The sequence below is a fragment of the Pseudomonas sp. S2_A05 genome, assembly GCF_054668485.1.
On the sequence record NZ_CP162775.1, the window covers coordinates 5,601,538 to 5,614,693 of the forward strand.

Sequence of the window (13,156 nt, forward strand, 5' to 3'; positions counted from 1 at the left end):
TGGTAAGACCAATTTACAAGCGCTGTTGGCTAGGGTAAAAGCCTTGATGTCGGTGTGTCAATTTGCCGCTCTGAAACTTTCGTCGAAGATGCGGTGCAGAGGGCAACTGATCCGCTTTGGCGAAGTGGTGGCTGGCAGGTGTCGGCGGCGCGCGGATAGGCCAGAATAGACACCCCGGCGAGCGGTCGGGATCGTGGAGAAATGAGTTATGGGCTTTGATCAGATACGTCAGCGCCGTTTGTCTGACGATATTGTCGAGCGCCTCGAGGGGATGATCCTCGAGGGCACGCTGAAGTCGGGCGAACGTCTGCCGGCCGAGCGCACGCTGGCCGAACAATTTGGCGTATCACGCCCGTCGTTGCGCGAGGCGATTCAGAAACTCGCGGCCAAAGGCTTGCTGGTCAGTCGCCAGGGCGGCGGCAATTATGTGGTGGAGGGCCTGGGTTCGACGTTCAGCGATCCGCTGCTGCAATTGCTTGAAAGCAATCCCGAAGCGCAACGTGATTTGCTCGAATTCCGGCACACCTTGGAGGCATCGTGCGCCTACTACGCCGCATTGCGCGCCACCGATGTCGATCGTGAGCGCCTGACCGCTGCGTTCGAAGAGCTGCAGGATTGCTACTCGCGTCACGAAGAAGTCAGCCGGGCGGAAGAGGGCGCGGCGGATGCGAAATTTCATCTGGCGATTGCCGAGGCCAGCCACAACGCGGTGTTGCTGCATACCATTCGTGGTTTGTTCGATCTGCTCAAGCGCAACGTCGTGACCAACATTGGCGGCATGTACAAACAGCGCACGGAAACTCGCGACATGCTGATCTCGCAGCACCGGGAATTGTATCTGGCGATTATCGAAGGGCGTGCCGAGCAGGCGAGGGAAGTGTCCAGCCGACATATTCTGTATGTGCAGGAAGTGCTGGAAGAGGTGCGTCAGGAGGTGCAGCGCATGGCTCGGGCGGAGCGGCGCAAGGGGATGTGATCAGGTGTGTTGGTGTTGATGCTGAAATAGCTTTCGCGAGCAGGCTCGCTCCCACCTTTGAAATGCATTCCAAGGTGGGAGCGAGCCTGCTCGCGAATTGGCGCTAAAGGAGGAAGATCAGTCTTCCTTGCCCTTGTTGCGCACCGCACGCTGCAATTCACGACCGGCATCGCGCTCGCGCTCGGTGTCACGCTTGTCGTATTCCTTCTTGCCCTTGCCCAGAGCGATCTCGCACTTGACCATGTGCTTGCTCCAGTACCAGGACAGGCAGACGCAGGCATAACCCTTCTGCTGCACGGCGGCGGCGAGCTTGTCCAACTCGCGGCGGTTGAGCAGCAGTTTGCGCGTGCGCACCGGGTCGGCGATGACGTGAGTGCTCGCGGTCATCAACGGCGTGATGTGGCTGCCAAGCAACCATGCTTCGCCGTCCTTGAGCAGCACATAGCTGTCGACCAGCTGCAACTTGCTCGCCCGCAGACTTTTTACTTCCCAGCCGGCCAGGACCAGACCAGCCTCGAACTTGTGCTCGATGAAGTAATCGTGTCGCGCCTTTTTGTTCTGCGCGATGGTCCCTGTTGGGTGTTTCTTCTGTTTAGCCATAGGGGCGGCATTATATGGAGTTGTTCGGCTGTCGGCTACGGTGTTGCTGCGCGCTTGAGCAGGTTGAGTGAATCCCGGACAATGCGGCCTCTTTTTCTAACGCTTGGGCGTGATAAACGATGTCGACAGACAAGGTTTCTGTCCACGGCAGTTGGGCTAGCCGCTGGGTATTCATACTCGCCGCGACCGGTTCGGCCGTGGGACTGGGTAGTATCTGGAAGTTCCCCTACATGGTCGGGGTCTACGGCGGCGGTGCCTTTGTGCTGATGTTCCTGGCGTGCATCGCGCTTATCGGTGTCCCGGTCATGCTCGCGGAAACCCTGATCGGCCGGCGCGCCCGGCAAAGTCCGGCGAACGCCTTGAAAGTGCTGGCACTGGAAGCCGGACACTCGGCGAAATGGTCGTGGGGCGCGTTTGCCGGGATGATCACGGCCCTGCTGATTCTTTCTTTCTACAGTGTGGTCGGCGGCTGGTCGCTGGATTACATCGTCGACATGGGGCGTGGCGATTTCCAGGGCGCGACGGCCGATCAGGTCGGCGCCTATTTCGGCAATGTCATCTCCAATCCATGGCGCCTGACACTTTGGCACACGATTTTCATGCTGCTGTCGGCCTTCGTGATCGCCAAAGGCGTGGTCGCCGGGCTTGAACGCAGCCTGCGGATCATGATGCCGCTGCTGTTCGTGATGATTCTGGTGCTGCTGGGTTACAGCATGACCACCGGGCATTTCATGGAAGGCGTGCATTTCATGTTCGACTTCCACCCGGAAAAAGTCCTCGACGGTTTGCTGCCGGCGATGGGGCACGCGTTCTTCTCGCTGAGCGTCGGCGTCGGTTCGATCATGATCTACGGCGCCTACATGCCAAAGAACACCTCGTTGTCGGGCACGGTGGTCGGTGTCGCGCTGCTGGATACTTTCGTATCGCTGGTCGCTGGTCTGGCACTGTTTCCGATTGTGTTCGCTGCTGGCCTGAACCCAAGCGAAGGTCCGGGACTGATGTTCGTCAGCCTGCCATTTGCTTTTGGTAATGTATTTTTCGGCCAGTTGATGGGCGTGGTGTTCTTTGTGCTGGTCGCGGTGGCGGCGTGGAGTTCGGCGATTTCGCTGCTTGAGCCAATGGTGGCTTACCTGGTTGAACGCACTAAAATCAGCCGCATCTGGGTGACGTTCTGGCTGGCGTTCACCTGCTGGTTCGTTGGTCTGGGCACGGTGTTTTCTTTCAATATCTGGAAGGAAGCCAAGTTTTTCGTGAACGAAGGCGGGGCGTTCAGCCTCTATCAATGGGGTGCGCAGAGCGGTCTCGACTTCTTCGGCGTGATCGATTTCTTCACCTCGCGGATCATGTTGCCCCTCGGTGGCTTGTGTTTCGTGCTGTTCGCGGGATGGGTGATGGGGCGTGAAGCGGTGCGGGATGAATTGTCCATCCGTAACCCGGTTCTGTTTGCTCTGTCCCTGTTCTTGATGCGCTACGTGGCGCCTATCGGCATTCTTGTAGTCTTTGCCGCTCAGCTCTGGAAGTAACGCTTACATGACGACACATATCCAACGATCCGCGCTTCTGCCGTACCCGGCGCAATTTCTCTACGACCTGGTCAACGATGTCGCGCGGTACCCGGAGTTTCTGCCGTGGTGCTCGGAGGCTGAAGTGCTGGAAAGCTCCCCAGAACACATGCGCGCCAGTGTCGGCGTAGCGAAGGGTGGCCTCAGTCAGCATTTCGTCACGCGCAATACGCTGGTGCCGGGGCAGTCGATCGAGATGAATCTTGAGGAAGGCCCGTTCACTCAGTTGCACGGCATCTGGGTATTCAAGGCGCTGAACGAGAAGGCCTGCAAGATCAGTCTGGATCTGTCGTTCGATTATGCCGGGCCGCTGGTGCGCGCAACTCTGGGGCCATTGTTCAATCAGGCGGCCAATCAGTTGGTGGATGCTTTCTGCCAGCGCGCCAAGCAGATGCATGGTTGAGCCGGTGATCGAGATAGAAGTCGTGTACGCAGCGGTTGATCGCCAGGTTATGCGTGCGATCAGCGTGGCTGAAGGCGTTAGCGTTCGGGCTGCGGTGCACGAATCGGGCATCGCGGCAGAGTTTCCTGAGCTGAATCTGGCCCAGTGCCCGCTGGGGATTTTTGGCAAGGTCGTGACTGACGCGGATTCTCGCCCTGTTCAGGCGGGCGACCGGATCGAAATATATCGACCGCTGCTGGCTGATCCCAAAGAGGTTCGACGTTTGCGTGCGGCCAAGGCTGCCGAGGCCAAAGCACGCAATTCTTGATCAGGCCAAACGGCAGGCAATAAAAAACCCGGAATGTCCGGGTTTTTTATTGCCTCGCCTATTACTGCGGCGAGGTGTCCAGCGGCTCTGGTGTCGGAACCGGTACGGTTTCCACGCCATCGACGTCCTTCTGGATCTGATCCAGCAAAGAGCCTGGTTTGGCTGGTTTTTCAGCTTCTGGCTTGTCGGCGTTTTCAGCAGGCGCGGTCACGGTAGTACCGCTGTCCTTGCCGAGAATGGCTTCATCACGGCTCACGCCGGGCATGAAGTCACCGGACAGGCTGACAAGCTGGTCGTTGGAGTTGAAGATAACGCTGATTCGTTCCTGCTGGCGTTCACCGCCACCCGGTTGCAGGCTGTACAGATAATCCCAGCGATCGGCATGGAACGTGTCGGCAAGCAGAGGGTTGCCCATGATAAACCGTACTTGCGGCCGGGTCATTCCCGGGCGTAACTGGTCTATCATGTCCTGCGTGACGACATTGCCCTGCTGGATGTCGATTTTGTAAACCCCGGGGAATGAACAACCGGCGAGTGCGAGCAGTCCCACAAAGGTGAAACTGGTTAGCAAGAGCTTGGTGTTTTGCATCGGTGGGCGACTTCCACTATCTTGGCTGGGACAACGTAAACGCCGATCATACCCGCATTAAGAGAAGCTGCGAAGCAGCATCGCGAGAAAGCTGACCATGGTTGAAAATAGCGAACTACGCAAAGCCGGCCTCAAAGTGACCCTGCCACGGGTCAAGATCCTGCAAATGCTCGACTCTACCGAGCAGCGCCACATGAGTGCCGAGGACGTCTACAAGGCGTTGATGGAAGCTGGTGAGGACGTTGGTCTGGCCACGGTTTACCGTGTACTGACCCAGTTCGAAGCGGCCGGCCTCGTGGTCCGCCACAACTTCGACGGCGGCCACGCGGTCTTCGAACTGGCTGACGGTGGCCACCACGACCATATGGTCAACGTGGAATCGGGTGAAGTGATCGAATTCTTCGACGAAGAAATCGAAAAACTTCAGAAATCGATCGTCGAGAAGCATGGCTTCGAGATGGTTGATCACAACCTGGTGCTGTACGTACGCAAGAAAAAGTAAGCATGTCGCGCGAATTTCACATTCGCTAAACGAACGAAGGCGACCCAAGGGTCGCCTTCGTGCTTTCTACTATTTATTACGCCTTGGCGGTCACCACCATTTTTTTCGCGTGAGCCAGGGATTCCTTGGTCAGATCGATGCCGCCGAGCATGCGCGCGACTTCTTCGATGCGCTCGTTCTTTGTCAGCTTCGCGACAGCGGTGTGAGTCGCCTTCTCGTCGCGAACCTTGTGCACGAACAGATGTTGATGCCCTTGCGCCGCCACTTGCGGCAAGTGCGTCACGGTCAGGACCTGGCCGCGATCACCGAGACGGCGCAGTAACTGGCCGACAATCTCGGCAGTCGGACCGCCAATACCTACGTCCACTTCGTCGAACACCAGCGTCGGCACGCGGGAGGTCTGGGCGGTAATGACCTGAATCGCCAGACTGATCCGCGACAGCTCACCACCGGAGGCGACTTTTGCCAGCGCCTTGAGCGGTTGGCCGGGGTTGGCACTGACCAGCAGTTCGACCTGTTCCAGCCCGTTCGGCAGCAACTCGTCGCTGCTGTTGGCTTTCAGTTCGATGATAAAGCGGCCGCCGGGCATGCCCAGGCGCTGGATTTCCTGCTCCACTGCACTGGCGAGGCTACCGGCAGCTTGATGACGAAGGTCGCTCAGCTCGCGCGCTTTCTCTTGGTAGTGGCGGGCGTAGGACGCCAGTTCTTCACCCAGGCGTTCGATGGATTCATCGTTGGCGTTGAGGGTTTCGATTTCATCGAGCAGCTTTTGCTGCATCTCGCCGACTTCGGTCGGTTGAATCCGGTGTTTGCGCGCCAAGGTGTAGATCGCGTCGAGGCGCTCTTCGAGATATTGCAGACGAGCCGGGTCGGCATCGAAGTTGTCGAGGAAGCGATTGAGCTCGCCGACTGCTTCTTCTACCTGAATCTGTGCACTGGTCAGCAGACTGCTGGCTTCACCCAGCGCCCCCACCGAACTGTTCACGCTGGAAAGTCGATTGAGGCTGGCGGTCAGCGCATTCAGCACATTGCCGGAGTCGCTTTCGCTGCATTGCTCGACCACTTGCCGGCAAATGCCCAGCAAGGTTTCGGCGTTGGTCAGGTTCTTGTGTTCCTGCTCCAGCTGCTCCAGTTCATTTTCGCCGAGGCCGAGGTTTTCCAGTTCTTCGAGCTGATAGCTGAGCAGTTGGTGGCGTGCGCGCTGTTCGTCGCCGGAGTTGGACAGCCGCTCCAGTTCTTGGCGGGTCTGACGCCAGCGTTGCGCGGCAAGCTGCACCTGACGCGCCAGGTCGGTGGCGCCGGCGTACTCGTCAAGCAGGCGGCGATGAGTATCAGTTTTCAGCAGCGATTGATGTTCATGCTGGCTGTGGATATCGATCAGCAGCTCGCCGAGGGCTTTGAGGTCGCCAAGCGGGCAGGGCGTGCCGTTGATATAACCGCGCGAACGACCTTCCGAGGTGATGACCCGGCGCAGGATGCAAGGCCCGTCGTTTTCCAGATCGCGCTCGGCCAGCCAGGCGCTGGCTTCAGGGATATCAGCGAGATCGAAGGTGGCGAGAATGTCGGCTTTATCAGCGCCCGGGCGAACCACGCCGCTGTCGGCGCGATCACCCAGGGTGAGGCCCAGGGCATCGAGCATGATCGACTTGCCGGCGCCGGTTTCCCCTGTGATCACGCTCATCCCGCGATCAAGTTCGAGATCGAGATGTTCAACGATGGCGTAGTTGTGTACGGACAGGTGCACCAGCATAAAGGCAGCTCCCAGGCTTGAGGTCTGGTTATTTATACAGTGTTTTGTTCAGGCCTGACAATGCCCGCCCTTAGCTCGATTTGCTTGATCGAAAAGTTTTCTTAGCGCATTCAAGAATGAGTATTCAGCACTTTTTTGTAGGGACAATTGTTTTCAGCCCTTGAAGCCTGATTTTGCGGCCCCATATATCGGGGCAGAAGCGCGAGTCAGGCTCGCGGACGAAATTGAAAGGAGAATTCTATGGCTGACGAACAGACAGTAGATACGCAAAACCCAGATGCCAATCAGGTGCCCGAAGGTTCGGGTGACGACCTGGCGACCCGTGTGCAAGTGCTCGAAGAGCAATTGGCCGCCGCGCAGGATCAGTCTCTGCGTGTTGCTGCCGATCTGCAGAACGTTCGCCGCCGTGCCGAGCAGGACGTCGAGAAGGCGCACAAGTTTGCCCTTGAGAAATTTGCCAGCGACCTGCTGCCGATCGTCGACAGCCTGGAGCGCGGCCTCGAGCTGTCGAGCCCGGACGACGAAAGCATCCGTCCGATGCGCGAAGGCATCGAGCTGACCCTGAAAATGTTCCACGACACCCTCAAGCGCTACCAGCTTGAAGCGATCGATCCGCATGGCGAACCGTTCAACGCCGTTCACCATCAGGCGATGGCCATGCAGGAAAGTGCCGACGTCGAGCCGAATAGCGTGTTGAAGGTTTTCCAGAAGGGCTACCAGCTCAATGGTCGCCTGCTGCGCCCGGCGATGGTCGTGGTCAGCAAGGCGCCGGCACCGGTTTCGCCTTCGATTGACGAGCAGGCTTGAAATTAGCCGCAAGGCCCCCATTTAGAAGTCAAGCGTTTAAGTGCTACCGCAGTCAGCCACCACTGCTGCGGCAACAAAATCCAAAGTTTCGGGAGAGTGAACATGGGCAAAATTATCGGTATCGACCTGGGGACTACCAACTCCTGCGTCTCCGTGCTGGAAAACGGCAAAGCCAAAGTTATTGAAAACGCTGAAGGCGCGCGTACCACGCCGTCGATCATCGCTTACGCCAACGATGGCGAAATTCTGGTAGGTCAGTCGGCCAAGCGTCAGGCTGTAACCAACCCGCACAACACCCTGTACGCGGTAAAGCGTCTGATCGGTCGTCGTTTCGACGAAGAAGTTGTGCAGAAAGACATCCAGATGGTCCCTTACAAGATCGTCAAGGCTGACAACAATGACGCCTGGGTAGAAGTGAACGGCCAGAAAATGGCACCGCCACAGATCTCGGCTGAAATTCTGAAGAAGATGAAGAAGACCGCCGAAGACTACCTCGGCGAGGCAGTGACCGAAGCGGTGATCACCGTTCCGGCCTACTTCAACGACAGCCAGCGTCAGGCCACCAAAGACGCCGGCCGCATCGCTGGTCTGGACGTAAAACGCATCATCAACGAACCAACCGCAGCCGCTCTGGCTTACGGTATGGACAAGGCCAAGGGCGATCACACCGTGATCGTTTATGACCTGGGTGGCGGTACTTTCGACGTTTCCGTAATCGAAATCGCTGAAGTTGACGGTGAGCACCAGTTCGAAGTGTTGGCCACCAACGGTGACACCTTCCTCGGCGGTGAAGACTTCGACATTCGTCTGATCGACTACCTCGTTGACGAATTCAAGAAAGAAAGCGGCATGAACCTCAAAGGTGACCCGCTGGCCATGCAGCGTCTGAAAGAAGCCGCTGAGAAAGCCAAGATCGAGCTGTCGTCCGCTCAGTCGACCGACGTCAACCTGCCGTACATCACTGCAGACGCGACCGGTCCTAAGCACCTGAACGTGAAAATCTCCCGTGCCAAGCTCGAAGCACTGGTTGAAGACCTGGTTCAGCGCACCATCGAACCTTGCCGCATTGCCATGAAAGACGCCGGTATCGACGTCAGCGCGATCAACGACGTGATTCTGGTCGGTGGTCAGACTCGTATGCCGCTGGTGCAGAAGCTGGTTACCGATTTCTTCGGTAAAGAAGCGCGTAAAGACGTCAACCCGGACGAAGCCGTTGCCATGGGTGCTGCGATTCAGGGCGCTGTTCTGGCCGGTGACGTTAAAGACGTGCTGCTGCTCGACGTCAGCCCGCTGACCCTGGGTATCGAAACCATGGGTGGCGTGATGACCGCGCTGATCGAGAAAAACACCACGATTCCTACCAAGAAATCGCAAGTGTTCTCGACTGCCGACGACAACCAGGGCGCTGTGACCATTCACGTTCTGCAAGGTGAGCGCAAGCAAGCCGCACAGAACAAATCGCTGGGCAAGTTCGACCTGGCCGACATTCCACCAGCTCCACGTGGCGTGCCGCAGATCGAAGTGACCTTCGACATCGACGCCAACGGCATCCTGCACGTCGGCGCGAAAGACAAGGCTACCGGCAAGACCCAGTCGATCGTGATCAAGGCCAACTCCGGTCTGTCCGACGAAGAAATCGAGCGCATGGTGCGTGACGCCGAGGCGAATGCCGAGGAAGACCGCAAGTTCGAAGAACTGGCCGCTGCCCGTAACCAGGGTGACGCACTGGTGCACTCGACTCGCAAGATGATCGCGGACGCGGGCGACAAGGTCACCGCCGAAGAGAAGACTGCAATCGAAGCTGCAGTGGTTGCGCTGGAAGCCGCCGTCAAAGGCGACGACAAGGCTGCCATCGAAGCCAAGGTTGAAGAGCTGTCGAAAGTCTCCGCTCCGGTTGCTCAGAAGATGTACGCCGAACAGGCTCAGCCAGCTGATGGCGCGGCCCCGCAAGGCGAATCGGCTGAGAAGGCTGACGACGTTGTCGACGCCGAGTTCGAAGAAGTCAAAGACCACAAGTAAGTTGTTGGTCGCCCGGTTGACTGCCTTGCGGCGGTGACTGGTAGGATGTCGCCGCGCGGGAGCTTGCCTCCCGCGTTGGCGTATCTGGAATACGCGAATTTTTACAGCATGCGACACCGTTCGGATGTTGGCGGTATGGCCGGGAATGCTCCTGCTTTTCGCGCCGCAGATACCGCATCAATCAAGACCAGGATCGTTGAATTGACGTGAGTTGGGTCCGGGCCTTAATGGGGGCTCAACGAGTTTGGCGAGGCTCAGGAGGGGTTTGCCGAACGTCCTTAAGAGTGCAAAGAACTTATGGCAAAGCGTGACTATTACGAAGTATTGGGTGTCGAGCGGGGCACGAGCGAAGCGGACCTGAAGAAGGCCTATCGCCGCCTGGCCATGAAGCACCACCCCGACCGTAATCCCGGCGACAAAGCTTCGGAAGAAGCATTCAAAGAGGGCAACGAGGCCTATGAAGTGTTGTCCGACGCCAGCAAGCGCGCGGCATACGACCAGTATGGTCATGCCGGCGTCGATCCGAGCATGGGTGGCGGCGGTGCCGGTTTCGGTGGCCAGAACTTCTCGGACATCTTCGGCGATGTCTTCAGTGATTTCTTCGGTGGCGGTCGCGGCGGTGCCCGTGGCGGCGCTCAGCGTGGCAGCGATCTGCGCTACACCCTGGAACTGAATCTGGAAGAAGCGGTGCGCGGCACGTCGGTGAATATCCGCGTTCCGACACTGGTCAACTGCAAGCCGTGCGATGGTTCCGGCGCCAAGAAAGGCTCGTCGCCGACGACGTGCCCGACCTGCGGCGGCATCGGCCAGGTGCGCATGCAGCAGGGCTTCTTCTCGGTGCAGCAGACCTGCCCGCGCTGCCATGGCCAGGGCAAGATCATTTCCGATCCGTGCGACTCCTGCCACGGCGACGGTCGCGTCGAAGAGTACAAAACCCTGTCGGTCAAAGTGCCTGCCGGTGTTGATACTGGCGACCGTATTCGTCTGTCCGGCGAAGGCGAGGCGGGTACCCGGGGCGGGCCGACTGGCGACCTGTACGTTGTGATCAATGTGCGCGAACACGACATCTTCCAGCGTGACGGCAAGCATCTGTTCTGCGAAGTGCCGATCAGCTTCGTCGACGCTGCACTGGGCGGCGAGCTGGAGATTCCGACCCTCGACGGTCGCGTCAAACTGAAAATCCCTGAAGGCACGCAGACCGGCAAGCAATTCCGCGTACGCGGCAAAGGCGTTGCGCCAGTGCGTGGCGGCGGTGCCGGCGACCTGATGTGCCGTGTCGCTGTGGAAACGCCGGTCAACCTCAACCGTCGTCAGCGTGAACTGCTGGAAGAATTCCGCAGCTCTCTGGCCGACGACAACAGCCACTCGCCGAAAACCACCGGTTGGTTCGACGGTGTGAAGCGTTTCTTCGGCGATTTGTAAGGAGTCGGCATGCGACGTATTGCAGTGATGGGCGCCGCCGGGCGCATGGGCAAGACCCTGATTGAAGCGGTGCAGCAGACGCCGGGCGCCGGTCTGACGGCGGCGGTCGATCGTCCCGACAGCACGCTGGTCGGCGCGGATGCCGGTGAGCTGGCAGCGCTGGGCCGTATCGGCGTGCCGCTGTCCGGTGATCTGGATCGTGTGGTTGAAGAGTTCGATGTGTTGATCGACTTCACTCACCCGACCGTGACCCTGAAGAATCTCGCGTTCTGCCGCAAACACGGCAAAGCGATGATCATCGGCACCACCGGTTTCAGTGTTGAAGAGAAGCAATTGCTGGCCGATGCGGGCAAGGACATTCCGATCGTCTTCGCCGCCAACTTCAGCGTCGGCGTCAACCTGTGCCTGAAGTTGCTCGACACCGCTGCGCGCGTGCTGGGAGACGATGTCGATATCGAGATCATGGAAGCCCATCACCGCCACAAGGTCGATGCTCCCTCCGGTACCGCGGTGCGCATGGGTGAAGTGATTGCCGATGCCTTGGGGCGTGATCTGAAGAAGGTCGCGGTCTACGGTCGCGAGGGCCAGACTGGTGCGCGGGAGCGTGAAACCATTGGTTTCGCCACCGTGCGCGCTGGCGATATCGTCGGTGATCACACCGTGCTGTTCGCTGCCGATGGCGAGCGCGTCGAGATTACCCACAAGGCATCGAGCCGCATGACCTTCGCCAAGGGCGCGGTGCGTGCGGCGCTGTGGCTGGATGGTCGCGAGCCGGGCCTGTACGACATGCAAGACGTGCTCGACCTGCGTTGAGTCGTTGCTGAACCCGGCGCAAACGTCCCGTTTTGCGCCGGTTTTTACCGCTTGGCGACGACCTGTCGCATTCTCCGGCCTTTAAGGCTCTTTAGCGGTGGACCAAAAACGCCCTTTTCTGTAAGCTACAGCTTTAGTGTGTCCACTAAAAGCGCGCAGAATAATTTCAGTGAAGAAGCGGGGTGACGTGTCCATACGTCACTCCGCTTTTTTACAACCTGCGATTGCCCTTTCATGCGTTATTTACGGGAGGTCTTCTTGACTAAGCCAGCCATACTCGCCCTTGCTGATGGCAGCATTTTTCGCGGCGAAGCCATTGGAGCCGACGGTCAGACCGTTGGTGAGGTGGTGTTCAACACCGCAATGACCGGCTATCAGGAAATCCTTACCGATCCTTCCTACGCCCAGCAGATCGTTACCCTGACTTACCCGCACATCGGCAACACCGGCACCACGCCGGAAGACGCCGAGTCCGACCGCGTCTGGTCCGCTGGCCTGGTCATCCGTGACCTGCCGCTGGTAGCGAGCAACTGGCGCAACACGATGTCCCTGTCTGATTACCTGAAAGCCAACAATGTAGTGGCAATCGCCGGTATCGACACCCGTCGCCTGACCCGCATCCTGCGTGAAAAAGGCGCTCAGAACGGCTGCATCATGGCCGGCGACAACATCTCCGAAGAAGCAGCCATCGCCGCTGCGCAGGGCTTCCCGGGTCTGAAGGGCATGGACCTGGCGAAAGTCGTCAGCACCAAGACCCAGTACGAATGGCGCTCGACCGTCTGGGATCTGAAAACCGACAGCCACGCGACCATCGAAGCTTCCGAGCTGCCATATCACGTGGTCGCCTACGACTACGGCGTCAAGGTCAACATCCTGCGCATGCTGGTCGAGCGCGGCTGCCGCGTCACCGTAGTGCCTGCGCAGACTCCAGCCGCCGATGTGCTGGCGCTGAAGCCGGACGGCGTGTTCCTGTCCAACGGCCCTGGTGACCCGGAGCCATGCGACTACGCGATCCAGGCGATCAAGGAAGTGCTGGAAACCGAGACGCCGGTATTCGGCATCTGCCTCGGCCACCAACTGCTGGCTCTGGCCTCCGGCGCCAAGACCCTGAAAATGGGCCACGGCCACCACGGTGCCAACCACCCGGTGCAGGATCTGGATACAGGCGTGGTGATGATCACCAGCCAGAACCACGGTTTTGCGGTAGACGAAGCCACCCTGCCAGCCAACGTGCGCGCGATCCACAAATCGCTGTTCGACGGCACCCTGCAAGGCATCGAGCGCACCGACAAGAGCGCGTTCAGCTTCCGGGGTCACCCTGAAGCGAGCCCTCGGCCCGAACGATGTCGCGCCACTGTTCGACCGCTTCATCAACGAGATGGCCAAGCGACGCTAAGCGTTCGCCT

12 protein-coding genes and 1 pseudogene are annotated in these 13,156 nt (G+C 58.9%); 10 read left to right on the forward strand and 3 right to left on the reverse strand.

Features of this window, described 5'->3' with window-relative positions; all coding sequences use genetic code 11:
• The first annotated feature begins 208 nt into the window (after positions 1-208).
• Positions 209-976 (forward strand): FCD domain-containing protein, encoded by a 768-nt coding sequence (locus AB4O12_RS25270; RefSeq protein ID WP_016771775.1) that lies wholly within the window; start codon positions 209-211, stop codon positions 974-976.
• A 117-nt stretch (positions 977-1,093) separates the two neighbouring features.
• On the opposite strand, the gene smpB is transcribed toward AB4O12_RS25270, so the two are convergent.
• A complete protein-coding gene (gene smpB, locus AB4O12_RS25275; RefSeq protein WP_007953781.1) occupies positions 1,094-1,576 on the reverse strand; it encodes an SsrA-binding protein SmpB in 483 nt (160 codons plus the stop codon).
• Positions 1,577-1,695: 119 nt separating this feature from the next.
• Here smpB and AB4O12_RS25280 point away from each other — a divergent pair, with 119 nt between their 5' ends.
• From AB4O12_RS25280 to AB4O12_RS25290, 3 genes are read left to right on the forward strand one after another with little or no spacing between them, the layout of a single operon-like run.
• Entirely contained in the window at positions 1,696-3,099 is a 1,404-nt protein-coding gene (locus AB4O12_RS25280) for a sodium-dependent transporter (RefSeq protein WP_016771774.1), read from the forward strand.
• 7 nt (positions 3,100-3,106) lie between these two features.
• On the forward strand, positions 3,107-3,541 hold the full coding sequence (locus AB4O12_RS25285) for a type II toxin-antitoxin system RatA family toxin (RefSeq protein ID WP_016771773.1): 435 nt from the start codon (positions 3,107-3,109) through the stop codon (positions 3,539-3,541).
• Positions 3,534-3,848 carry an RnfH family protein gene (locus AB4O12_RS25290; RefSeq protein WP_041477926.1) on the forward strand — a complete coding sequence of 105 codons (315 nt, stop codon included), beginning with the start codon at positions 3,534-3,536 and terminating at the stop codon, positions 3,846-3,848. The genes AB4O12_RS25285 and AB4O12_RS25290 overlap by 8 nt, the downstream gene beginning before the upstream one ends.
• A gap of 61 nt (positions 3,849-3,909) precedes the next feature.
• On the opposite strand, the gene AB4O12_RS25295 is transcribed toward AB4O12_RS25290, so the two are convergent.
• Positions 3,910-4,437, reverse strand: coding sequence for an outer membrane protein assembly factor BamE (locus tag AB4O12_RS25295; RefSeq protein WP_016771771.1), 528 nt, complete (start codon positions 4,435-4,437; stop codon positions 3,910-3,912).
• A gap of 97 nt (positions 4,438-4,534) precedes the next feature.
• On the opposite strand from AB4O12_RS25295, the gene fur reads away from it, so the two are divergent.
• Complete coding sequence (gene fur / locus AB4O12_RS25300) at positions 4,535-4,939, forward strand: ferric iron uptake transcriptional regulator (RefSeq protein WP_016771770.1); 405 nt, start codon at positions 4,535-4,537, stop codon at positions 4,937-4,939.
• Between the two features lie 76 nt (positions 4,940-5,015).
• On the opposite strand, the gene recN is transcribed toward fur, so the two are convergent.
• A complete protein-coding gene (gene recN, locus AB4O12_RS25305; protein ID WP_256809570.1) occupies positions 5,016-6,689 on the reverse strand; it encodes a DNA repair protein RecN in 1,674 nt (557 codons plus the stop codon).
• 240 nt (positions 6,690-6,929) lie between these two features.
• On the opposite strand from recN, the gene grpE reads away from it, so the two are divergent.
• The 5 genes and pseudogenes from grpE (at position 6,930) to carA (ending at position 13,146) form a co-directional block, all read left to right on the forward strand.
• Positions 6,930-7,496 carry a nucleotide exchange factor GrpE gene (gene grpE, locus AB4O12_RS25310; protein WP_258707586.1) on the forward strand — a complete coding sequence of 189 codons (567 nt, stop codon included), beginning with the start codon at positions 6,930-6,932 and terminating at the stop codon, positions 7,494-7,496.
• Positions 7,497-7,598: 102 nt separating this feature from the next.
• Positions 7,599-9,515 (forward strand): molecular chaperone DnaK, encoded by a 1,917-nt coding sequence (dnaK, locus tag AB4O12_RS25315; protein WP_042608859.1) that lies wholly within the window; start codon positions 7,599-7,601, stop codon positions 9,513-9,515.
• A 297-nt stretch (positions 9,516-9,812) separates the two neighbouring features.
• Complete coding sequence (gene dnaJ / locus AB4O12_RS25320) at positions 9,813-10,937, forward strand: molecular chaperone DnaJ (protein WP_460059915.1); 1,125 nt, start codon at positions 9,813-9,815, stop codon at positions 10,935-10,937.
• A gap of 9 nt (positions 10,938-10,946) precedes the next feature.
• Complete coding sequence (gene dapB / locus AB4O12_RS25325) at positions 10,947-11,750, forward strand: 4-hydroxy-tetrahydrodipicolinate reductase (RefSeq protein WP_041477928.1); 804 nt, start codon at positions 10,947-10,949, stop codon at positions 11,748-11,750.
• Between the two features lie 258 nt (positions 11,751-12,008).
• Positions 12,009-13,146 (forward strand): annotated as a pseudogene (gene carA / locus AB4O12_RS25330) (glutamine-hydrolyzing carbamoyl-phosphate synthase small subunit).
• Positions 13,147-13,156: the final 10 nt, after the last annotated feature.

What these genes read in the sequence shown, in the direction of transcription:
- AB4O12_RS25290 (WP_041477926.1), top strand. Translation starts at nt 3,534, where the DNA reads ATGGTTGAGCCGGTGATCGAGATAGAAGTCGTGTACGCAGCGGTTGAT.
- grpE (WP_258707586.1), top strand. Translation starts at nt 6,930, where the DNA reads ATGGCTGACGAACAGACAGTAGATACGCAAAACCCAGATGCCAATCAG.
- fur (WP_016771770.1), top strand. Translation starts at nt 4,535, where the DNA reads ATGGTTGAAAATAGCGAACTACGCAAAGCCGGCCTCAAAGTGACCCTG.
- AB4O12_RS25295 (WP_016771771.1), bottom strand. Translation starts at nt 4,437, where the DNA reads ATGCAAAACACCAAGCTCTTGCTAACCAGTTTCACCTTTGTGGGACTG.
- AB4O12_RS25280 (WP_016771774.1), top strand. Translation starts at nt 1,696, where the DNA reads ATGTCGACAGACAAGGTTTCTGTCCACGGCAGTTGGGCTAGCCGCTGG.
- dnaK (WP_042608859.1), top strand. Translation starts at nt 7,599, where the DNA reads ATGGGCAAAATTATCGGTATCGACCTGGGGACTACCAACTCCTGCGTC.
- dnaJ (WP_460059915.1), top strand. Translation starts at nt 9,813, where the DNA reads ATGGCAAAGCGTGACTATTACGAAGTATTGGGTGTCGAGCGGGGCACG.
- AB4O12_RS25285 (WP_016771773.1), top strand. Translation starts at nt 3,107, where the DNA reads ATGACGACACATATCCAACGATCCGCGCTTCTGCCGTACCCGGCGCAA.
- smpB (WP_007953781.1), bottom strand. Translation starts at nt 1,576, where the DNA reads ATGGCTAAACAGAAGAAACACCCAACAGGGACCATCGCGCAGAACAAA.
- dapB (WP_041477928.1), top strand. Translation starts at nt 10,947, where the DNA reads ATGCGACGTATTGCAGTGATGGGCGCCGCCGGGCGCATGGGCAAGACC.
- recN (WP_256809570.1), bottom strand. Translation starts at nt 6,689, where the DNA reads ATGCTGGTGCACCTGTCCGTACACAACTACGCCATCGTTGAACATCTC.
- AB4O12_RS25270 (WP_016771775.1), top strand. Translation starts at nt 209, where the DNA reads ATGGGCTTTGATCAGATACGTCAGCGCCGTTTGTCTGACGATATTGTC.